Source organism: Roseovarius bejariae (assembly GCF_009669325.1).
GTDB lineage: Bacteria > Pseudomonadota > Alphaproteobacteria > Rhodobacterales > Rhodobacteraceae > Roseovarius > Roseovarius bejariae.
Window position 1 is genome coordinate 2088722 of the sequence record NZ_SZWE01000001.1, and the last position, 21638, is coordinate 2110359.

17 protein-coding genes and 1 tRNA gene are annotated in these 21638 nt (G+C 58.7%); 16 read left to right on the forward strand and 2 right to left on the reverse strand.

The window, feature by feature from the left end; all coding sequences use genetic code 11:
• Nucleotides 1-32: 32 nt before the first annotated feature.
• From FDP25_RS09985 to FDP25_RS10005, 5 genes are all read left to right on the forward strand, one after another.
• The gene (locus tag FDP25_RS09985; RefSeq protein WP_154151278.1) at nt 33-1403 is read left to right on the forward strand and encodes an aspartate aminotransferase family protein; all 1371 of its coding nucleotides are present in this window, start codon (nt 33-35) and stop codon (nt 1401-1403) included.
• Nucleotides 1404-1630: 227 nt separating this feature from the next.
• Nucleotides 1631-2734 carry an ABC transporter ATP-binding protein gene (locus tag FDP25_RS09990; RefSeq protein ID WP_343032016.1) on the forward strand — a complete coding sequence of 368 codons (1104 nt, stop codon included), beginning with the start codon at nt 1631-1633 and terminating at the stop codon, nt 2732-2734.
• A 111-nt stretch (nt 2735-2845) separates the two neighbouring features.
• Nucleotides 2846-3961 (forward strand): extracellular solute-binding protein, encoded by a 1116-nt coding sequence (locus FDP25_RS09995; RefSeq protein WP_154151280.1) that lies wholly within the window; start codon nt 2846-2848, stop codon nt 3959-3961.
• 83 nt (nt 3962-4044) lie between these two features.
• Nucleotides 4045-5712: an ABC transporter permease gene (locus FDP25_RS10000; protein WP_154151282.1), complete on the forward strand. Its 1668-nt coding sequence runs from the start codon at nt 4045-4047 to the stop codon at nt 5710-5712.
• A 5-nt stretch (nt 5713-5717) separates the two neighbouring features.
• Nucleotides 5718-6893, forward strand: a complete 1176-nt coding sequence (locus FDP25_RS10005; protein ID WP_154151284.1) for an ABC transporter permease — start codon at nt 5718-5720, stop codon at nt 6891-6893.
• A 46-nt stretch (nt 6894-6939) separates the two neighbouring features.
• Here FDP25_RS10005 and FDP25_RS10010 read toward each other — a convergent pair whose 3' ends face one another.
• Nucleotides 6940-8442, reverse strand: a complete 1503-nt coding sequence (locus FDP25_RS10010) for a citrate lyase subunit alpha (RefSeq protein ID WP_154151286.1) — start codon at nt 8440-8442, stop codon at nt 6940-6942.
• Complete coding sequence (locus FDP25_RS10015; RefSeq protein WP_154151288.1) at nt 8443-9309, reverse strand: branched-chain amino acid aminotransferase; 867 nt, start codon at nt 9307-9309, stop codon at nt 8443-8445.
• Between the two features lie 169 nt (nt 9310-9478).
• Here FDP25_RS10015 and FDP25_RS10020 point away from each other — a divergent pair, with 169 nt between their 5' ends.
• From FDP25_RS10020 to nosZ, 11 genes are all read left to right on the forward strand, one after another.
• Entirely contained in the window at nt 9479-9976 is a 498-nt protein-coding gene (locus FDP25_RS10020; protein ID WP_154151291.1) for a MarR family winged helix-turn-helix transcriptional regulator, read from the forward strand.
• Nucleotides 9973-10674 (forward strand): response regulator, encoded by a 702-nt coding sequence (locus FDP25_RS10025; protein ID WP_154151293.1) that lies wholly within the window; start codon nt 9973-9975, stop codon nt 10672-10674. Before FDP25_RS10020 ends, FDP25_RS10025 begins: the two co-directional genes overlap by 4 nt.
• 319 nt (nt 10675-10993) lie before the next feature.
• Nucleotides 10994-12397, forward strand: coding sequence for a 3-isopropylmalate dehydratase large subunit (gene leuC, locus FDP25_RS10035; RefSeq protein ID WP_154151295.1), 1404 nt, complete (start codon nt 10994-10996; stop codon nt 12395-12397).
• Nucleotides 12397-13002 carry a 3-isopropylmalate dehydratase small subunit gene (gene leuD / locus FDP25_RS10040; RefSeq protein WP_154151297.1) on the forward strand — a complete coding sequence of 202 codons (606 nt, stop codon included), beginning with the start codon at nt 12397-12399 and terminating at the stop codon, nt 13000-13002. Before leuC ends, leuD begins: the two co-directional genes overlap by 1 nt.
• Nucleotides 13003-13372: 370 nt before the next feature.
• Nucleotides 13373-14212 (forward strand): hypothetical protein, encoded by an 840-nt coding sequence (locus tag FDP25_RS10045; protein ID WP_425500522.1) that lies wholly within the window; start codon nt 13373-13375, stop codon nt 14210-14212.
• A 68-nt stretch (nt 14213-14280) separates the two neighbouring features.
• A complete protein-coding gene (locus tag FDP25_RS10050; protein WP_246175907.1) occupies nt 14281-15288 on the forward strand; it encodes an endonuclease/exonuclease/phosphatase family protein in 1008 nt (335 codons plus the stop codon).
• A gap of 73 nt (nt 15289-15361) precedes the next feature.
• Complete coding sequence (leuB, locus tag FDP25_RS10055; RefSeq protein ID WP_154151300.1) at nt 15362-16465, forward strand: 3-isopropylmalate dehydrogenase; 1104 nt, start codon at nt 15362-15364, stop codon at nt 16463-16465.
• Nucleotides 16466-16565: 100 nt separating this feature from the next.
• Nucleotides 16566-16642 (forward strand) — tRNA-Pro (locus FDP25_RS10060).
• Between the two features lie 378 nt (nt 16643-17020).
• Nucleotides 17021-17401 carry a hypothetical protein gene (locus tag FDP25_RS10065; RefSeq protein ID WP_154151302.1) on the forward strand — a complete coding sequence of 127 codons (381 nt, stop codon included), beginning with the start codon at nt 17021-17023 and terminating at the stop codon, nt 17399-17401.
• 63 nt (nt 17402-17464) lie between these two features.
• Nucleotides 17465-19702: a NosR/NirI family protein gene (locus tag FDP25_RS10070; protein ID WP_154153381.1), complete on the forward strand. Its 2238-nt coding sequence runs from the start codon at nt 17465-17467 to the stop codon at nt 19700-19702.
• The gene (gene nosZ / locus FDP25_RS10075; protein WP_154151304.1) at nt 19695-21638 is read left to right on the forward strand and encodes a TAT-dependent nitrous-oxide reductase; all 1944 of its coding nucleotides are present in this window, start codon (nt 19695-19697) and stop codon (nt 21636-21638) included. Before FDP25_RS10070 ends, nosZ begins: the two co-directional genes overlap by 8 nt.

Below are 21638 nucleotides of genomic sequence, written 5' to 3' on the forward strand. Positions count from 1 at the left end.
TCCGGCGCCGGGACGACACGAAAGGAAAGAAAATGCTGAAGAACGACCAACTGGACCAATGGGACCGCGATAACTTTTTCCATCCCTCGACGCATCTTGCGCAATTCGCACGTGGCGAGGCCCCGAACCGGGTGATCACCGGTGGCACCAACTGCCATATCGAAGACCGTGACGGTAACAAGCTGCTGGATGCATTTGCCGGGTTGTATTGCGTGAACGTGGGCTATGGCCGTCAGGACATCGCCGATGCTATTGCCGAGCAGGCCAAGGAATTGGCCTATTACCACGCCTACGTGGGGCATGGCACCGAGGCGAGCATCACCCTGTCCAAGATGATCATGGACCGCGCGCCCAAGAACATGAGCAAGGTCTACTTTGGCCTGTCGGGCTCGGACGCCAACGAGACCAACGTCAAACTGATTTGGTACTACAACAACATCCTTGGCCGTCCCGAGAAGAAAAAGATCATCTCGCGTTGGCGCGGCTATCATGGGTCGGGGTTGATGACCGGGTCGCTGACCGGGCTTGAGCTGTTCCACAAGAAATTTGACCTGCCGCTGGCCCAAGTGGTTCACACCGAAGCACCCTATTACTTCCGCCGCGACGATCTGGATCAGACCGAAGAACAGTTCGTGCAGCATTGCGTGGATGAACTCGAGGCGCTGATCGAGCGCGAAGGCGCCGACACCATCGCCGCCTTCATCGGTGAGCCGGTTCTGGGTACCGGGGGCATCGTGCCGCCGCCCGCAGGCTATTGGCAGGCTATTCAGGCGGTTCTGAAAAAGCACGATATTCTGCTGGTTGCGGATGAGGTCGTGACAGGTTTCGGTCGCTTGGGCACCATGTTCGGCTCGGATCATTATGGGTTGGAGCCTGACCTGATCACCATCGCCAAGGGCCTGACATCGGCCTATGCGCCGCTCTCGGGCTCGATCGTGGGTGATAAGATGTGGAAGGTATTGGAGCAGGGGACCGATGAAAATGGGCCCATTGGCCACGGCTGGACCTATTCGGCGCACCCCATCGGGGCGGCAGCCGGGGTGGCCAACCTCAAGTTGCTGGATGAGTTGGACCTGATTGCCAATAACCGCACCGTCGGTGGCTATCTCAACAAGACCATGACCGAGGCCTTGGGCGATCATGCCAATGTCGGCGAGGTACGTGGCGAAGGAATGCTTTGTGCCGTGGAGTTCGTGAAGGACAAGGATAGCCGCACTTTCTTTGACGCATCCGATAAGGTCGGCCCCCAGATTGCAGCGGCGCTTGCGTCTGAAGGCATCATTGGGCGAGCCATGCCGCAAGGCGATATTCTTGGATTCGCGCCGCCCTTCTGCCTGACGCAATCGGAGGCAGACGAGGTGGTTTCCAAGACCGCGAAAGCAGTGAAGTCGGTTCTGGGATAAACCTGACGGGCAGTTCCCGAATCAATCACTAAACAATGCAAACGCCCTGCGAGAGGAATTTCGCGGGGCGTTTTTGCTGTTTGTGGCGAAAAAAAGTGGTCATTTTTCCCGCTCGCCCCGGAAACTGTCAATTTCCTATGAAATGGGCTTGCAAGCCAAGAAGTTTGCCGTTTTAGTTCGGTGCGAACGTGAAGCAATCACGAGTAACAAACGACAGGGAGCCGCAAGTGGCCGAAAGTGCAAACCGCGATGCATTCGTGGAATTTGAACGTGTGCAGAAAAGTTATGACGGTGAGACGCTCGTCGTCAAAGATCTGAACCTCTCTATGCCCAAAGGTGAATTCCTGACGATGCTTGGGCCGTCGGGATCCGGGAAAACAACTTGTCTGATGATGTTGGCGGGGTTTGAAACTGCCACCCATGGCAAGATCATGCTGGACGGTGTTTCAATCAACAACATCCCGCCGCACAAGCGTGGTATCGGCATGGTTTTCCAGAACTACGCCTTGTTTCCGCATATGACCGTCGCCGAGAACCTCAGCTTTCCGCTTGAGGTGCGCAAGATCGGCAAGTCCGACCGAGAGGCCAAGGTCAAGCGAGCACTTGATATGGTGCAAATGGGTGAATTCGGCGGGCGCCGCCCGGCGCAGCTTTCGGGTGGTCAGCAGCAGCGGATCGCACTTGCGCGCGCCTTGGTGTTCGAGCCTGAGTTGGTTCTGATGGACGAACCGCTTGGTGCGCTCGACAAGCAGCTGCGCGAACACATGCAATTCGAGATCACCAACCTTGCACATGAATTGGGCATCACGACCGTTTACGTGACCCACGACCAGACAGAAGCGCTGACCATGTCAGACCGCGTCGCGGTGTTCGACGATGGCCGTATTCAGCAGTTGGCTCCGCCCGATGAACTTTATGAAAGCCCGGATAACAGCTTCGTGGCGCAGTTTATCGGTGAGAATAACACGCTTGAAGGCACGATCAAGGAAATCAAGGGTGAGACTTGTATCGTCGAGTTGGATGATGGCGAGATCATCGATGCTAAGCCGGTCAACGTCAGCAAGGTGGGCGAGCGCACCACGATTTCCATCCGTCCTGAACGTGTCGAGGTGAACACCGCGAAGCTTGGTGAGGATGCCCACACACTCAAGGCGGAGGTTGCCGAGTTCATCTACATGGGGGATGTTTTCCGCACGCGCCTTAAGGTTGCGGGCAAGGATGACTTCATCATCAAGACTCGGAATTCCGCGGATCAGGAGCGCCTGAAACCAGGCCAGCAGGTTGAAATCGGCTGGCTGCCGCAAGATTGCCGCGCCCTCGACGCGGTCTAAATCAAGAGCATTCGTAGCCTTCAAAAGGCTGCGGTGAGCCTGAGGCCATGCCGTTTTCACCCGTGACGCTTGGCCCGAAATGTAAAGCGGGATGATACTTGGGAGTATGATATGAAATTCACAACGACCCTGATGGCTTCGACCGCTCTGACGGTGGCTGCTGTCGCGGCGCATGCCGATGATCACATGGCCAATTCAATGACGCTCGTCTCGTGGGGCGGCGCTTATCAGAAAAGCCAGGTCAACGCTTATGCGACCCCCTATCAAGAGATGAACGAAGGCCTCGAAGTGGTCTGGGACGAAAGCTCGAACGAAGCTGTCGCCAAGCTGCGCGCCATGGACGAAGCTGGCAACGTGACCTGGGACGTGGTCGATGTTGTGGCCGCTGACGCCCTGCGCCTGTGCGACGAAGGTCTTGCCATGGAAATCGATCCCGATGAGCATCTGGCGCCCGCGCCCGATGGCACCTCGGCCGAGGACGACTTTGGCGACCTGCTGGTGGGTGACTGCTTTATCCCGCAGATCGTGTATTCGACCACCTTCGGTTATCGTACCGACATGGTGCCCGAAGGCGTCGAGCCGCCGTCCGACATCTGCTCGGTATTCGACACCGAGACCTACCCCGGCAAGCGTTCGCTTGAGAAGCGCCCGATCAACAACATGGAATGGGCCCTGCTTTGCGATGGTGTTGCCAAGGATGAAGTCTATGACGTTCTGGCAACCGAAGAAGGTCAGCAGCAGGCACTTGATAAACTGGAAACCATCAAGGACGACGTGATCTGGTGGTCTGCCGGCGCTGACACGCCGCAGCTTCTGGCCGATGGTGAAGTCTTCATGGGCTCGACCTACAACGGTCGTCTGTTCAGTGTGATCGAAGAGCAAGATCAACCGGTTGCCATGATGTGGGACGCTCAGGTGTTCGACCTTGACGGTTGGATCATTCCCGAGGGCCTGCCCGAAGAACGTCTGGCCCGTGCGCTTGACTTCATCTACTTCGCCACTGACACGCAGCGTCTGGCCGATCAGGCCAAGTACATCTCGTACGGTCCGGCACGTGCTTCCTCGGCACCGCTGGTCGGCAAGCACGCGGATCTGGGCATCGACATGGCACCGCACATGCCGACTGATCCGGAGAACGCCAAGAACACGTTCCTCTACAACTACGAGTTCTGGGCGGACTACCGCGACGACATCGACGCAAAATTCCAAGCTTGGCTAGCCCAATAATCCGGCCGGTCGCTTGATATGAACCCGAGAGGGCCGTGCGCGGCCCTCTCATCCCAAAATAAGAAATCACCAACGGGGACAAGATGAGCGATACAACGGAATCCGGCCCGGTTCTGGCTGCTGACGGCACACCGCTGAAGCGAAGCCTGAATCGCGCGCTCAGACGGCAGAAAATGCGCGCCTTGGGATTGATCGCGCCGCTGCTGGTCTTTGTTCTTGTCACCTTTATCGCGCCGATTGCGGATATGCTGTTCCGCTCGGTCGAAAACCAAATCGTGTCCAACACGCTGCCCGGCACCGTACAGCAACTCGAAAGCTGGGATGCCACCTCGGGTGATGCGCCCTCCGAGGCTGTGTACGAAGCGCTCTATTATGACCTTTTTCTTGCCTCCGAAGCCAAAGAGCATACCCGCCTCGGCACGCGCCTGAACTACGAAGAAACCGGGATTTCATCGCTGTTTCGGTCTTCGGGCCGCAAGGTGGACGATATCGGCGAAGATCATATCGATGCCCTTGAGGACCTGAACGAAGCTTGGGAAGATGAAGCCTTCTGGTATTCTCTCATGACGGGCGAAGAGGGTGCAGCGAAAAACGCGGGCCTGTTGGACGAGGAACGTGAAAGACTGGCTGGCCTGACAGGCGACAATTTTAGCGGTGATATTGGATTTGTTCCCGGGCAGGGTATCTCGCAACTGTTGCCCAATACCGCGCGTGCGTACTCGTCCTTTGCCTTGTTCACCGTGATTGCCGACGAAGATGTCGTGGCCGAAGAAGAGCCTTGGGAAGCCGTGAAAATTGCGCTTGTCCAAGACCTCAAGCGAGGGGCGGACTTGTCGGGATATGACGGGTTTGGTGCGGAAGAACTGCGCGCGGCAAAGGGCATGCTGCAAGGCCAACCTGACATTACCTTTAAAGAGGCGTTTCTTGATATCGACGAAGATTGGGGCGCGACCGACAATTGGCGGACCATTCAGGTTTACAGCCCGCCGTTTACCGCGGGTTATTTCCTGAACGCCATCGACATGCAAAACGGCATTGATGGCCCCGAAGCGCGCCCCGAGAACCAGCAGATTTATATCATGCTGTTCAAGCGCACCTTGTTCATGTCGCTGGTCATCACGGGAAGCTGTATTCTTTTGGCTTATCCGGTGGCCTATTTGCTGTCGAACCTGCCGATGCGCTCGGCGAACCTTTTGATGATCCTCGTATTGTTGCCCTTCTGGACATCGCTTCTGGTACGAACCTCGGCGTGGAAGGTCATGTTGCAACAGCAAGGCGTCATAAACGATGTCCTGGTTTGGCTGGGGATGGTCGCGGATGATGGGCGGTTGGTCATGATCAACAACCAGTTCGGTACGATCGTGGCGATGACGCACATCCTTCTGCCTTTCATGATCCTGCCGATGTACTCGGTGATGTCGACGATTCCACCGTCCTATGTACGTGCGGCCCGTAGCCTTGGCGCAACAAACTGGACATCCTTCTGGCGGGTCTATTTCCCGCAGTCGGTGCCGGGTATCGGCGCGGGATCGATCCTCGTGTTCATCCTCGCCATCGGCTACTACATCACGCCGGAAATCGTGGGTGGTACGACGGGGACATTCATCTCGAACCGGATTGCCTATCACATCTCAAGCTCGCTCAACTGGGGCTTGGCGGCGGCCTTGGGTTCGATCCTGCTGGCGGCGGTTCTGATCCTCTACTGGGCCTATGACAAGATTGTCGGCATCGACAACGTGAAGCTGGGGTAACGGATATGACCATCAACGTGATTGAACCCAAACCGGTATCCTTCGTCGCCCCCGTGGTGGCCGCGGCCGGCGCCTTCTGTGGACTGTTTGTTGGCACGGCGCAGGGGAACAGCCTGATGGGCATTCTCGGTGGCGCCGCCATCACAGCAATATTGGCCTTCGTATTCCTCACCGTATTCCGGCAGGAAAAAGCGGCTCGCTGGCTGACGACCCTTGCCACCGGCGCGGCGGGCTTTGCCTTTGGTGGCCCCATGGGCGGGGTGATCGGGCTTGCCTTTGGCTGGTTCTTCGGATGGTTCATCTTCTGGCTGGGCGAAGGCCGTTACCGGGCGAAACTGCCACCATACAGCACATCGGCGCAGGTGTTCTATCACTTCCTGTTCCGGGTCATTTGCGGGTTGATCTTCTTCTTCCTGATCACGCCCATCGTTGTTGTCATGCCGCTGTCCTTCAACGCCGAGAACTTCTTTACATTCACGCCGGAAATGCTGCGGCTTGATCCCGAGGGGTATTCGCTCAAGCACTATCGTGACTTCTTCACGAACGACGACTGGCAACAGGCGATGTGGAACTCGATCTCCATTGCCCCGATTGCCACGCTTTTGTCGGTTAGCTTCGGGACTCTTGCCGCCATTGGGCTGAGTTCCGAGCACGTGCCGTTCCGGCGCCCGATCATGGCGATCCTGATTTCGCCGATGATTGTGCCGCTGATCATTTCGGCGGCGGGGATGTACTTCTTCTATTCCCGGCTTGGGCTTCAGGGGACGTTCTGGGGGGTTGTTCTGGCGCACGCGGCGCTTGGTATCCCCTTCGTGATTATCACGGTTACTGCAACGCTTGTGGGTTTTGACCGGTCGCTGACGCGCGCGGCGGCGAATATGGGCGCCGATCCGGTCACCACCTTCTTCCGGGTGCAGATGCCGCTGATTCTGCCGGGGGTGATTTCGGGGGGCCTGTTCGCCTTCATCACCTCGTTCGACGAGGTGGTCGTGGTGCTCTTTGTCGGGTCGGCGGGGCAGAAAACCCTGCCATGGCAGATGTTTACGGGCCTGCGTGAGCAGATTTCCCCGACGATCCTTGCCGTGGCGACGATCCTTGTGGCGATCTCGATCTGCTTGCTAACAACGGTCGAATTGCTTCGTCGCCGCTCCGAGCGCCTGCGCGGGATGAGCCCGGGCTGACGGTGATCAAGAGTTACAGGAAGGCCGGGCCAGGTGCCCGGCCTTTTTATTTGGCGCGGATTACGTCAATGATCCGCCCGTCGCGATATTCGCTGACCGCCACGATCCGTCCATCCGGCCAGTCTGACCTTGCCATATCGCCATGATCGCCAAACAGCTTTTGCCTCGAAATGGTCGGAACGCCCGCATTCTCCAAGGGTTTCTGAGCGTGTTGCCATCCATCGCTGATTAGGGTCACGCCGGCCTCGGTGACCACGGCATCAATGGAGGCTCCGGGCGTTGTGCGATGCAGGACGTCCTGCATGATCTTTGGGCCGCTCTTGCTTAGCAACGAGGTTGTGACAATGGTCATCCGCGCCCCTTCGGCGACGTCGCTGTGACCGCCCGAGCCACCGATGATTCGTCCGTCACTGGTGGTGGTTACATTCACGTTGAGGCCGCGATCGACCTCGGCCGCGCCAAGCACCACGACACCCAGTTGATGTGCGACGGCATCGGAGCGCGCAGGACTGGCGTAGTCCGAGGCGGAAATGCCGTGGTGCAAGGGATCGCGCGCGTAGGATTGTACCGCAATCTGATCGAAAGCCTGCACGTCGCGTAACTCGTGGAACAGACCGGCTTTGTGCATCTCGATCAAGGGGCCCGTAATGCCGCCGCAGGCGAAATCGCCACAAACCCCACGCGCGGCCATGAGTGGCGCGAGCTTTCGTGCCACGGCAATCGAGGTTGCGCCTGCGCCTGTCTGAAAGGAAAACCCGGGCCTGCGCAATTCCGTTAAGTCGATAAGCGCTGCTGTCATGGCCGCGATCTTATCGCCCTCGGGGCCGGGTTGCCGGGCTGTCGTGCCCGATGCGATCTTGCCAGCCTCACCAAGACTGTCGAGTTTGACGATCTGGTCGATGCGGTTTGACGGGATGCACACCCGCGGCAAGTCCTGATCCGGCATATCTGTTGCGGCGATGACGTGTCGGGCGTGTCCGGCATCCACCATGGCATACCCCAAGGGCCCGCAAGCGGACCTGCCGATGGCCCCGGTGATATTCCCTGCTGCATCCACCGCCGGGGCGGCAATCATCGCAAGGTCGATGGCAAGGCGGCCATCCTCGATCGCGGCGGCACGGCCGCCATGGGTTTGCAATACCGCCGGAGTCGCAAGCCTGCCCGCGCCAACAGCATCTGCGACGGGCCCGTTCATGTAGCTGGTGGTTATTCGCGTTATGATCTCGTCTTCAATCAGCGGGACAAGACCGGCATGGCAGGGAAAGATCGACGACGGTGCAATGTGCAGGCCACGCAGGCCCATGCGCGCGCAGGTATTCAGGGTCTCGACCATCAGCGTATCACCATTCCTCAGATGGTGATGAAACGAGACTGTCCCCCCGTCTTGCAGGCCGGAGGCTGCTATTGCGTCTTGAAGCGTTGCAGATCGTCGGGGAGTGCGACCCGATCTTGGCTTGCGTGGTGCACCGAGGGCAGGGCCCACCCCATCCCAAGGCGTCACCGGGCCATAGCCCTGGATGAACGCCGGCAGGGTGGGGCGGCCCGCCACTTAACTGCGAACCTGTTTCTCGTAGCCTTCGGCGATTTCACGGGTGAGTTGGCCAACCTCGAACGTATAGTCGCCAATTTGCCCGACGGGTGTCACTTCGGCGGCCGAACCAGTCAGCCAGCACTGTTCGAACCCTTCCAGTTCTTCGGGCATGATGTGGCGCACGTTTACCTTGATCCCGCGTTCTTCCAGCATCTTGATCACGGTCTGGCGGGTCAGGCCGTTCAGGATGGCGTCAGGGTCAGGCGTGTGAACCTCGCCATCCTTGACAAAGAACACGTTGGCGCCGGTCGCCTCGGCCACGTAGCCACGGTAATCCATGAACAGCGCGTCCGAGCACCCCTTGGCCTCGGCGGCGTGTTTGGACATGGTGCAGATCATGTAAAGACCGGCGGCCTTGGCGGCGGTGGGGATGGTGTCGGGGCTGGGGCGTTTCCACTTGGCAATGTCCAGCTTGGCGCCTTTCATCTTGGCGTCGCCGTAATAGTTGCCCCATTCCCACGCCGCCACGGCCATACGGACCGGGTTGCGCGCACTGGCAACGCCCATGTCTTCACCCGCGCCACGGAAGGCGACAACACGCACATAGGCGTTGTCCAGCCCGTTGGCGTCCAGCACGGCCTGTTTGGCGGTCTCGATCTGGTCAACGCTGTAGGGGATTTCCATATCCATCAGCTCACCCGATTTCAGCAGGCGCTCGGAGTGTTTGCGCGAAAGGAAAATCTTGCCGTCATAGCACCGCTCACCCTCGAACACCGAGCTGGCATAGTGCAGTGCGTGGGTCAGGATATGAACATTGGCATCACGCCAATCGACCAATTGCCCATCCATCCAGATCTTGCCGTCACGATCATCGTAGCCAGTCATGATTTCTCTCCCGCTCCAAGGGTAAGCTTTGCAAATGTTGCGCAGAAAATGTCCGGTGCGGACATAAAATTGCGCTAAAACTGCGATTCGCTACCAGTTCACTCTTGGAATGTCAATAAAGCTGACATAATGTGACAAGTAGATTTGAACTCGGTTCGGAGGATGCGGCATGCCGGAACGCCAAGGTGGTGAGACCCTCCTGTTTTTGACTGACGAGCAGCTTCGACAGGGTATCGAAGCCATGTTTTTTGCCTACCGGGGGTTCACTGCCGATCCCGATCGTATCCTTGCCACGATGGCCTATGGGCGGGCGCATCACCGGGCCTTGCACTTTATTTCGCGCTGTCCGGGGACGACGGTGAACAATCTTTTGGGCATCCTAGGCGTGACCAAGCAATCGCTGAACCGCGTGCTGCGCACCCTGATCGAAGATGGCCTTGTGGAAAGTCGCATCGGGACGTCAGACAAGCGCGAGCGCAATCTTCACCTGACCGAAGATGGCAAGGCACTTGAACGCAAGCTCTCGGATGCACAGCGCAACCGGATGCGCGCGGCCTATCGCGAGGCCGGACCCGAAGCCGTCACAGGGTTTCGGCAGGTTCTTGAGGCCATGATGGACCCTGAGATGCGCCGAAAATACCATGCCATCCGGGAGAAGGACACATGATAGCGCCAGAGCCTCACCTTCTGATCGTGGACGATGACGAGCGCATTCGTGGTCTCTTGCGAAAATTCCTTGCGCGGCATGGGTTTCTTGTATCGGTGGCCCGCGACGCGGAACATGCGCGGCGCGTCCTGTCGGGATTGGAATTCGACATGATCGTCATGGACGTGATGATGCCCGGCGAAGATGGTGTGGCGCTGACCAGGTCCTTGCGCGAAACGCTGACGACGCCGATCTTGTTGCTGACGGCCAAGGGGGAAACCGAAGACCGTATCAGTGGGCTAGAGGCGGGTGCGGATGACTATCTTGCCAAACCCTTCGAGCCGAAGGAGCTTTTGCTGCGCATCAATGCGATCCTGCGTCGTATGCCCGAGCCTGAAGCCGAAGCCGCCGCGCCAAAGGTGCTGCACATGGGAGGGGTGCGTTTCGATATCGAGCGCGCGGAACTGATGCGCGGAGATGCCCCTGTGCGCCTGACCGCGACGGAAGTTCAATTGATGCGTATCTTCTCGGAAAACCTGCGTGAGCCGGTTAGTCGTGCGAAACTGGTCGAGGAACTGGGCCGCGACAAGGGGCAGGCGCAGGAGCGCGCGGTTGATGTGCAAATCACACGCTTGCGGCGCAAGATCGAAGCCGATCCCAAGCAACCGCGTTACCTGCAAACGGTGCGCGGTGAGGGTTACATGCTGGCCCCCGACTGAGCGGGCCTGTCTATAAGGAGCGCCTTCGGCGCGCAGTTTGGCGATGGTCAGGGGGCTTTGCCCCCTCTTGGCCTGCGGCCAATTCACCCCCAAGGTACTTGACCCAAGAAAAAGCCGTGACCCGGATCTCTATTGTAATCCCCTTGATAGACTCGGGGTTCGACTGTATCTGACATGGCATGATACGGATTTTCGACATGGATGATCGCGCGCGCCTGCCCTGGCGGTTCTTTGGCGCGACCATGACGGTGCTGTCGCGCCTATGAGGCGCCAGCCCCCTGTTCAGCCTATTATTGACCGCCAAAACGGGAGAGGACCAATGTCCCCCAAGACACTCTATGATAAAATCTGGGATGCGCACCTTGTGCACGAAGCCGAGGATGGCACTTCCCTTCTCTATATCGATCGTCACCTTGTTCATGAAGTGACCAGCCCGCAAGCCTTCGAGGGGCTGCGCATGGCGGGCCGGAAGGTGCGCAAACCGGAAAACACCATTGCGGTGCCGGATCACAATGTTCCGACCACTCCGGACCGTGTGAGCGGGATCAAGAACGAAGAAAGCCGCATCCAGGTCGAGGCGCTTGATAAAAACGCCAAGGATTTCGGGATCAACTATTACCCGGTCAACGATGTCCGTCAGGGCATCGTGCATATCGTCGGGCCCGAGCAGGGCTGGACCCTGCCGGGTATGACCGTGGTCTGTGGTGACAGCCACACGGCCACGCATGGTGCCTTCGGCGCGCTGGCCCACGGGATCGGCACTTCGGAGGTCGAGCATGTGCTGGCCACCCAGACGCTGATCCAGTCCAAGTCGAAAAACATGAAGGTGGAGATCACTGGCCAGTTGCGCCCCGGTGTGACTGCCAAGGACATCACCCTGTCTGTGATTGGTGAAACCGGCACGGCCGGTGGCACCGGTTACGTGATCGAGTATTGCGGCGAGGCGATCCGCTCGCTTTCCATGGAAGGGCGGATGACTGTCTGCAACATGGCCATCGAGGGGGGCGCGCGCGCCGGCCTGATCGCGCCGGACGAGACGACCTTCGAGTATATCAAGGGCCGCCCCCACGCCCCGAAAGGCGCGCAGTGGGAGGCCGCGATGGCATGGTGGCAGACACTTTATTCCGATGACGACGCGCATTGGGACAAGGTGATCACCATCAAGGGCGAAGACATCGCGCCGGTCGTCACTTGGGGCACTTCGCCCGAGGATGTTCTGCCGATCACCGACACCGTGCCCAACCCCGGCGATTTCGAGGGGGGCAAGGTGGATGCGGCCAAGCGTGCGCTGGAATACATGGGCTTGCAAGCCGGTCAGAAGTTGAGCGACATCGAGATCGACACGGTCTTTATCGGCTCCTGCACAAATGGCCGGATCGAAGACCTGCGCGCCGCTGCTGAAATCCTGAAGGGCAAGAAGATCAAGGACGGCCTTCGCGCCATGGTGGTTCCCGGTTCGGGCCTTGTGCGGGCGCAAGCCGAGGAAGAGGGTCTTGCCGACATCTTCAAGGAGGCTGGTTTTGAGTGGCGGCTTGCGGGTTGTTCCATGTGCCTTGCCATGAACCCCGACCAACTCAGCCCCGGTGAGCGCTGCGCGGCGACCTCGAACCGGAATTTCGAGGGCCGTCAGGGCCGTGGGGGGCGGACGCATTTGATGTCACCACAGATGGCCGCCGCCGCCGCCGTGACCGGAAAGCTGACCGACGTTCGGGAGATGATGTAATGGACAAGTTCGAAAAACTCACGGGCGTTGCTGCGCCCATGCCGCTGATCAATGTCGATACCGACATGATTATTCCCAAGCAGTTCCTGAAAACGATCAAGCGGTCGGGGCTGGGAAAGAACCTTTTTGATGAGATGCGGTTCGATGATGACGGTAACGAGATTCCCGATTTCGTGCTGAACCGGCCGCAGTATCGCGATGCAGAGGTCCTTGTGGCCGGTGACAACTTTGGTTGCGGGTCCAGCCGGGAACACGCCCCGTGGGCGATCAAGGATTTTGGCATTCGCTGCGTCATCGCGCCGAGCTTTGCCGACATCTTCTATAACAACTGCTTCAAGAATGGCATTCTTCCCATTGCTTTACCGCAAGAGCAGGTCGATCTTTTGATGAAAGACGCCGAAAAAGGGTCGAATGCGAGGATGACCGTGGATCTTGAGGCGCAGACCGTCACCACTTCTGACGGTGAGGTTGTTTCCTTCGAGATCGACCCGTTCAAGAAGCACTGCTTGTTGGAAGGGCTTGATGACATCGCGCTCACCCTCGAAAAATCTTCGAGCATTGACACATTCGAAGAAAGCGCGACCTCGTCTCGGCCTTGGGTCTAAGCGATATTTCGCGAATTTTTGTGGCCGCCGCCGGTATTTTGCCGGCAGCGGCCCTTATTTTTCCCAATATGTAAACGATTTCTTAGCGAATGGGGTATAGCCTGTAGTGGCGGCAGGCTGGAGAACCGCTATATTTTGTGTCCGCGCACAAGGCTGTCAGATTCTCGTGCCTGAATTGATGCATTCCCGCACCACTTGATCCATGAAATCGCCAAAAAAACAAAGTCTTGTGAATCAATCACTTGAGCGAGACGGCGAAAGTAGGCAAAAATTGGGCAAGAATGAGGCAAACCGCAACAAAACGCGGGCTCAAGTTGGCACAACGGCGCGGCAACGTATCGCGACGGACCAAGTTGAAGGGAAACGGGCAGTGTTTTCGCAACTGACAAGCGCGTTTATGCGTGCAGTTCTGGTTGGTTTGATGGTGGCGACGCCGTCGCTGATCTTGCCGTCGACAGCGGCGGATACGGCCCAGATCGTGGTGGTTTTGGCGATCCTTGCGTCCTGTATGACCTTCATTGAATATTATGGCCGTTACCCAAGCTTTATCGAATTCCGCTTTGCACCGCCGTTTAATCGTCTGCGTTTTATCGGCCTGTTCGTGACTGTTGTCCTTCTGTCGATGATCTGCCGAGGAGAAACCGACCCAACGGGGTGGACAGTTATGATCAGCCGGTTGGGGGCAACCTTGGGTAACCTTATTGATTTTCCATTCTCCCCTGTGCGGCTTGTCGTTTTGATGATGCCCGAGGGTGTGGATTCCGGTTCGATCTCGACCGTACGTACCGCTGCCGGTATATCTTACACCGTGTCGCTGATCATGATGGTCGTCTTCTTGGTTCTTGTCCGGGGTTTTGGGTGGCCGGTCCGCAATGGTGCATTCAACGTTTGGGTCAATCTGCCGTTGTTCGATCCAACCGGAGGAGGGGATGTGTTGCAGCGGTTGAAACGTGATTCCGGTCTTAACATTGTATTAGGATGTTTGCTGCCATTCTTGATTCCGGCGGCAATCAAGGCAGCATCGGATTTTGTTGATCCGGGCTTCATGTCCAGCCCGCAAACTCTTGTATGGACCACGACGGCATGGGCTTTCCTACCTGCAAGTATGCTGATGCGCGGTATCGCCATGGGGCGGATCGCCCAGATGATCGAGGACAAGCGCCGCCGCGCCTACGCACAGGCCGAGCTGGAAAACTTGCAGCGCGCCTGATTGCCTGTTTCTTCGCGATTGTGCTTGGCAATGCGCCGCTAAGCGCTGACACTCTGCGCATCGCAACTATGAATGCGGCGCTTGAGCGTGAAGGTCCGGGTCTATTGCTGCGTGACATTCTGCGTGATGACCCGCAGATCACAGCCTTTGCCATGGTTGTACGCCGTGTCTCGCCGGATATTCTTGTTTTGCAAGGCATTGATTATGACCATGGACGGGTGGCCTTGCGGGCATTGCGCAACAAGATCGACAAGGATGGCGGGCCGCATTACCCGCATGTTTTCACCAAGCGCCCAAATACAGGTATGCCCACTGGTCTCGATATGGATGGCGATGGGCGCTTGGGGCAATCACGCGACAAGCAGGGGTTTGGACGCTTTGCAGGGCAGGCGGGAATGGCTGTACTTTCCCGCTGGCCTTTTGATCGGCAAAAGATGCGGGATTTCAGCCACGTCAAGTGGCAGGATCTTCCGTCTGCCAGCCTTCCTATGAGCATGGATGCTCCCTTTCCCTCGTTCGAGGCGCAAAAGGTACAGCGTCTGTCCTCGGTCGGGCATTGGGTTCTGCCCGTGAAATTGCCGCATGCTCCTGTGCTGACACTGATGACCTTTCACGCAACGCCCCCTGTTTTTGATGGCCCCGAAGATCGTAATGGCCACCGTAACCATGATGAAATCCTGTTCTGGCAGAAGTTCCTTGATGGTGAGTTCGGGCCGGTTCCGGACGATCATTTTGTTCTTTTGGGGGACGCAAATATTGATCCTGTTGATGGCGAAGGCCGCAAAAGTGCGGTCAATCGTTTGTTGGCTGACCCACGGTTGCAAGACCCTGAACCCAAACGACCAGGCCCCGTCCTGCAAGGTCCCGAACAATCCGGTGATCCCCGTCTGGATACCGTGGCCTGGCCCGACGACGGCCCCGGGCACCTTCGGGTGCAGTACCTTCTGCCCTCGTCTGATCTCAGAGTTGTAAACGCTGGTGTTCACTGGCCGACCCCAGATACGGATGTCGCCGCCGAGGCTTCTGCCGCAGGTCCTCACCGTATGGTTTGGGTGGATATCGCCTTGCCGGAATGAGCGGCCTTTCTTGACCATCCCCGGTACTCAGGCTAGGCGGTGTGCAACCCGAATTAACCGAAGGACACCCGCCATGAGCACCCCCTCACTTCTCATCCTCCCCGGTGATGGTATCGGCCCTGAAGGCATGGGTGAAGTCACCAAAGTCATCGATTGGTTCGGCGCCAAGCGCGATATGCCCTTCGACGTCAGCGAGGATCTGGTTGGCGGTGCTGCCTATGATGCGCACGGCACACCCCTGCACGACGATACCATGGCCAAGGCGCAAGAGGTCGATGCGGTTCTGCTGGGGGCTGTCGGAGGCCCGAAGTATGACAACCTCGACTTCAGCGTGAAGCCCGAACGCGGCCTGCTTCGTTTGCGTAAGGAAATGGACCTCTTCGCGAACCTGCGTCCGGCGCAATGCTTTGACGCCCTGGCCGATTTCTCAAGCCTCAAGCGTGACGTGGTTGCTGGCCTCGATATCATGATCGTTCGTGAACTTACTTCGGGCGTCTACTTCGGTGAGCCGCGCGGCATCTTCGAAGAGGGTAACGAACGTGTGGGTATCAACACCCAGCGTTACACCGAGTCCGAGATTGCTCGGGTCGCCCGCAGCGCCTTTGAGCTGGCCATGCGCCGGAACAAGAAGGTCTGCTCGATGGAAAAGGCCAACGTGATGGAATCGGGCATCCTCTGGCGTGAGGTGGTCACCGAGGTGGCCAAGGATTATCCCGAGGTGGAACTGTCGCATATGTACGCTGATGCGGGTGTGATGCAACTTTGCCGCTGGCCCAAGCAGTTCGACGTCATCCTGACCGACAACCTGTTTGGCGACTTGCTCTCGGATGCTGCCGCGATGTTGACGGGGTCGCTCGGTATGCTGCCTTCGGCCTCCCTTGGTGCTCCTATGGCGAATGGGCGCCCCAAGGCCCTGTACGAGCCGGTGCACGGCTCGGCCCCCGATATTGCCGGGCAGGGCAAGGCCAACCCGATCGCCTGTACGCTCAGCTTTGCTATGGCTCTACGCTACAGCTTCGACAAGGGCGATGAGGCGACACGCCTTGAAAAGGCCGTCGAGCAAGTGCTGGCCGATGGGAAGCGCACCGCCGACCTTCTTGGCGAGGAGGGCGTTCAACCCGTCTCGACCAGCGAGATGGGCGACGCGATCATCGCTGCCCTCGACGCAAGTCACTAAAGGTGCTGCGGGCGGCCTCGCTGCCCGCATTTCCCAGGGCCGGTAGCCGAATCCGCCCTTGCATTTCCCAAGACGCGGGTTTAATCGCCTTTCTCACGGTCGGAGTGTAGCTCAGCCTGGTAGAGCACTGTCTTCGGGAGGCAGGGGTCGGAGGTTCGAATCCTCTCACTCCGACCAATAAATCAAGGGCCCCGCAGGGCCCTTTGTTTTTTGTGGCCTGCGGCGTGCCGGGACGCGCCCATGCATTCAGGGCTCCAGCTATCCCCACGAGAATACCCGGGGCAATCGAACAAATCCTCAAGCCCGATTTCTTCGGTGGGTGGCTGAGGGTCATGGGGCCATAAGATAACTCTGGATTATTCACATCCGTGTCACGGCGCCTGCATATGATCCCTGCCTGTAAAGGTGGGCGGCCCCCGCGCTTTCTTGGAAATTTCATTTGCAAACGACCCTTCGCGAAGGACTGGGAATTAATCGCAATCAATGCTTCGGCCTAGACATGCATGCTTGACTAAAGTCATGTTTGGTCAGGGAGGGGAAAAGTAGGGAGGGGTCATGCGCCACCTGCTGCAACATATCTTCCATGCTGCATTCCTTGCATTTGCCCTGATTCTGGCCGGGGTTCTCGCGGCTGTGGCCGAGGGCAAAATGGCCGCCGATCAACGCGGCGTCACCACGATGGTGATCTGTGCTGGCGAAGGTCCTGCCACCGTGGCGTTCGACAGCTCCGGCAATCCGGTGGCGCCATCCGATCCCGCTAAATGTGAGTTCTGCCCGGCTTGTATCTTCAATTGCGTAGCGATGCAGAGCCTTTCGACCTCTTGGGAACGCCCTGAACGCCTCGCCTTCCAACTCACCCCTCGCATTCCCGCCGTTCAATACAGCGGGCCAACGGCCCTGTGGCGCTATGCCCGCGGTCCTCCGAATGAAGCCTGATCCATGTTTCTTATCTTTCAATCCTTTCTCGCGTCGTTGATTTCATGGGCCTTAGCCACAGCGATGCATATGGTCCAAGCCTCCACGCGACGCATCGCAGCACTTGCCAGCTGCTTGATAATCGCAACTTGCGCGTCTTTACTTGTGGCTCCGGTTGCGCAGGCCCAGACCGAGACCTCCGTTCTTTCCAAGTTCATCGATGATGTCTCCCCCGGCCAACTGGTTGAGGGGGCCGACGCATTTGGCCCGATTCGGAAGGACCTTCCCGTTGCCCCCCTGATGCAAGATGGCGAACGTATCGCATGGGCTTTCATCGCGTCGGACTTCGTGGGAACGACCGGGTATTCGGGCAAGCCTATTCACACCATGGTCGCTGTCGATGACGATGCAATTGTAATGGGTGTCAGCCTCGTCAAACATTCCGAACCCATCGTTCTGATCGGTATACCCGATTCCAAGATCAAGGCACTGGCCGCCGATTATGCCGGTCTTGATCTCGTGGCCGAGGCCACATCAGGCGGAACGGCCCATGACCTTGAGATCATCGCCGGGGCCACCGTGACGGTCATGGTGATCGACGATTCAATCGTGCGGTCCGGGTTGAAGGTCGCCCGACAGCTTGGGTTGGGTGGGTTGAGTGCGCCGGACGCGCCAAGCGGGCCGACGTTCGAGATCGACCCTGGGGCCACGGCTGCGGCGGACTGGATGACGCTGGAAGGCAACGGAACCCTGCGGCGGCTGTCTCTTGATGTGGGGCAGGTCAATGCCGCGTTCGAGAAAGTTGACGATCCACGCGCGGCCAAACGCCCGATCAAGGATCCGCCCGAAACCACCTTCATCGAGATGTACATGGGGCTGGTGTCAGTGCCCGCAGTGGGCGAATCCCTGCTCGGCGATGCCGAGAACACCAATTTGCGGAACTGGCTGGACGATGGCGATCATGCCATCATGATCGCGGGGCGTGGGCTTTATTCCTTCAAGGGGTCGGGTTACGTCCGGGGTGGCATCTTCGACCGGATCGTTTTGATCCAGGGCGATCTGTCGGTTCGTTTCCGTGACCGGATGCACCGCAGGTTGGGTGATGCCGCCGCCGAGGGCGCGCCGGAATTCACGGAAACCGACCTGTTCAAAATTCCTGCTGACAGTGGCTTTGACCCGACGAAACCCTTCCGTCTGCAATTGCTGGTGCAGCGCGATGTTGCGGCCATCGAACGGGTCTTTACCACCTTCGAACTGGGATACAGCCTGCCTGATAGCTATATGCGCGCCGTACCCTCCGACGCCCCGGCACCCGAGGCCGCCGAGGCACAGGCCATGGCCGATCAGGAAGAACAGTCGGCGCAGGCCGCACTTTGGAAACGGATCTGGCAGGACAAGACCGTCGAAATCGCCGGTCTGGCGGTCATGCTGTTCATCCTGACAGTGGCGTTCTTCTTCCAGGGGTTCCTGACCCGGTCTGAGCGCGTGACCTATTGGTTCCGCATGTCCTTCCTGACGGTGACGTTGGTTATCCTTGGTTGGTACGCCAATGCGCAATTGTCTGTGGTCAACCTGATGGCGCTGTTCGGGGCGCTGACGACTGACTTCAGCTGGCAGGCCTTCCTGCTTGATCCGCTGACCTTCATCCTGTGGTTCGCCGTGGCTGCCGCGCTGATCTTCTGGGGGCGTGGGGCCTATTGCGGGTGGCTCTGCCCCTTCGGTGCGTTGCAGGAACTCAGCAACCAGATCGGGCGCAAACTCGGCATTCCGCAATGGACGCTGCCATGGGGATTGCATGAACGGCTGTGGCCGCTGAAATACATGATCTTTCTTGGCCTGTTCGGGGTATCCCTTGCCTCGATCGAGCAGGCCGAGCATCTGGCCGAGGTCGAGCCGTTCAAAACAGCCATCGTTCTGAAATTCATGCGCGCATGGCCCTTCGTGGCCTATGCCGCCGCGTTGCTGATCGCGGGGTTGTTCGTGGAACGCTTTTATTGCCGCTACCTGTGCCCGCTGGGCGGGGCACTGGCCATCCCGGCGCGGCTGCGCATGTTCGACTGGCTGAAGCGTTACAAGGAATGCGGCAACCCCTGCCAGACCTGCGCAAACGAATGTTTCGTTCAGGCGATCCACCCCACGGGCGAGATCAACCCCAACGAATGCCTGAACTGTATGCACTGCCAGGTGCTGTACCAGTCGAAAACGAAATGTCCGGTCGTCATCAAGCGTGTCAAACGGCGCGATGCGGCGTCGCGCGGCGCGGCCGATGCAGGCCGGTCCATTCACAATCATCCCAACCTGAAGGAGAAGACCAATGTCTGACAAGAACACGAAACCAGGCATTACCCGCCGTGGTATGCTGGGGGCCACCGCCGGAGGCGCGGCCTTGCTGAGCGGCGCCAGCGGTGCACGTATGGCCCTGCTTGGCAGCGCGGCAGGCGTCGCCACAGCAGCCAGCACCAGTGCAGCCCGCGCCGAAGGCGCGCTCAGCATCGCCCCCGGTGAGCTGGACGATTACTATGGTTTCTGGTCCTCGGGCCAGACCGGCGAGTTGCGCATTCTTGGCTTCCCGTCCATGCGCGAATTGATGCGCGTTCCGGTGTTCAACCGCTGCTCGGCCACCGGCTGGGGCCAGACCAACGAAAGCCTCAAGATCATCGAAGACGGCATGTCAGATGAAACCAGGGAATTCCTGGCCGCACAGGGCAAGCGCGTGCACGACAACGGTGATTTGCACCACCCGCACATGTCCTTCACCGACGGCACCTATGACGGGCGCTACCTGTTCATGAACGACAAGGCCAACACGCGCGTCGCCCGGGTTCGCTGCGATGTGATGAAAACCGACAAGATCGTCGAAATCCCCAATGCCAAGGCGATCCACGGCCTGCGCCCGCAGAAGTTCCCGCGTACCGGCTATGTCTTTGCCAATGGCGAGGACGAGGTGCCGATGATTAACGACGGGTCGGTTCTGGACGAGCCCGACAAGTACGTGAACTTCTTCACCGCGCTTGACGGGGACACCATGGAAATCCCGTGGCAGGTGATGGTGTCGGGTAACCTTGATAACACCGACTGCGATTATCAGGGCAAATACGCCTTCTCGACCTCTTACAACTCGGAAATGGGCATGAACCTTGCCGAGATGACCGAGAGCGAGATGGACCACGTGGTGATCTTCAATCTCAAGGAAATCGAGAAAGGCGTTGCCGAGGGTGATGTTCAGGTTCTCAACGGTGTGCCGGTGGTCGACGGGCGCAAGGGACAGAACAAGAAATACACCCGCTACGTCCCGATCCCCAACAGCCCCCACGGCGTAAATACCGCGCCGGATGGTGTGCACGTGGTGATCAACGGCAAACTGTCTCCGACCTGCTCGGTGATCGACGTGCGCAAACTGGATGCGCTGTTCGAAGAGGATGCCGACCCCCGGTCTTGCATCGTGGCCGAACCGGAACTGGGCCTCGGGCCGCTTCACACCGCGTTCGACGGCAAGGGCTTTGCCTATACCACGCTGTTCCTCGACAGCCAGATGGTCAAATGGGACATCGCCAAGGCGGTGCAGGCCTATGCCGGGGAAGAGGTCGATCCGATCGTGTCCAAGGTCGATGTCCATTACCAACCGGGCCACAACCACACCACCATGGGCGAAACCAAGGAGGCCGATGGCCAGTGGCTGATCTCGCTCAACAAGTTCTCGAAGGACCGCTTCCTGAATGTCGGCCCTCTCAAACCCGAGAACGAGCAGATCATCGACATCTCGACTGATGACATGGCCGTGGTGCATGATGGCCCGACCTTCGCCGAACCGCACGACGTCATCCTCGTGCGTCGTGACATCGTGAACCCGGTCAATGTCTGGGACCGTAACGATCCGATGTGGGCCGAAACCCGCAAACAGGCCGAGGCCGACGGTGTGGACATCGACGACTGGGCCGAAACGATCATTCGCGACGGTGACAAGGTCCGTGTCTACATGTCCAGTCAGGCGCCGACTTTCTCGCTTGAAAAGTTCGAGGTGACGGAAGGTGACGAGGTGACGGTGATTGTAACCAACCTCGATGACATCGACGACCTGACCCACGGCTTTACCCTGAATAACCACGGGGTCGCGATGGAGATCGGGCCGCAGGCGACCGCCTCGGTCACCTTCACTGCGGCCAAGCCGGGCGTCTACTGGTACTATTGCCAGTGGTTCTGCCACGCGCTCCACATGGAGATGCGCGGCCGGATGCTGGTCAAACCGAAAGGGGCCTGA

Excerpts from the sequence above, each read along its gene's own strand:
- leuD (WP_154151297.1), top strand. The coding sequence starts at position 12,397 with ATGGACAAGTTCGAAAAACTCACGGGCGTTGCTGCGCCCATGCCGCTG.
- FDP25_RS10000 (WP_154151282.1), top strand. The coding sequence starts at position 4,045 with ATGAGCGATACAACGGAATCCGGCCCGGTTCTGGCTGCTGACGGCACA.
- FDP25_RS10015 (WP_154151288.1), bottom strand. The coding sequence starts at position 9,309 with ATGACTGGCTACGATGATCGTGACGGCAAGATCTGGATGGATGGGCAA.
- leuB (WP_154151300.1), top strand. The coding sequence starts at position 15,362 with ATGAGCACCCCCTCACTTCTCATCCTCCCCGGTGATGGTATCGGCCCT.
- FDP25_RS09995 (WP_154151280.1), top strand. The coding sequence starts at position 2,846 with ATGAAATTCACAACGACCCTGATGGCTTCGACCGCTCTGACGGTGGCT.
- leuC (WP_154151295.1), top strand. The coding sequence starts at position 10,994 with ATGTCCCCCAAGACACTCTATGATAAAATCTGGGATGCGCACCTTGTG.
- FDP25_RS09985 (WP_154151278.1), top strand. The coding sequence starts at position 33 with ATGCTGAAGAACGACCAACTGGACCAATGGGACCGCGATAACTTTTTC.
- FDP25_RS10020 (WP_154151291.1), top strand. The coding sequence starts at position 9,479 with ATGCCGGAACGCCAAGGTGGTGAGACCCTCCTGTTTTTGACTGACGAG.
- FDP25_RS10065 (WP_154151302.1), top strand. The coding sequence starts at position 17,021 with ATGCGCCACCTGCTGCAACATATCTTCCATGCTGCATTCCTTGCATTT.
- FDP25_RS10025 (WP_154151293.1), top strand. The coding sequence starts at position 9,973 with ATGATAGCGCCAGAGCCTCACCTTCTGATCGTGGACGATGACGAGCGC.
- FDP25_RS10005 (WP_154151284.1), top strand. The coding sequence starts at position 5,718 with ATGACCATCAACGTGATTGAACCCAAACCGGTATCCTTCGTCGCCCCC.
- FDP25_RS10070 (WP_154153381.1), top strand. The coding sequence starts at position 17,465 with ATGCATATGGTCCAAGCCTCCACGCGACGCATCGCAGCACTTGCCAGC.
- nosZ (WP_154151304.1), top strand. The coding sequence starts at position 19,695 with ATGTCTGACAAGAACACGAAACCAGGCATTACCCGCCGTGGTATGCTG.
- FDP25_RS10050 (WP_246175907.1), top strand. The coding sequence starts at position 14,281 with ATGAATGCGGCGCTTGAGCGTGAAGGTCCGGGTCTATTGCTGCGTGAC.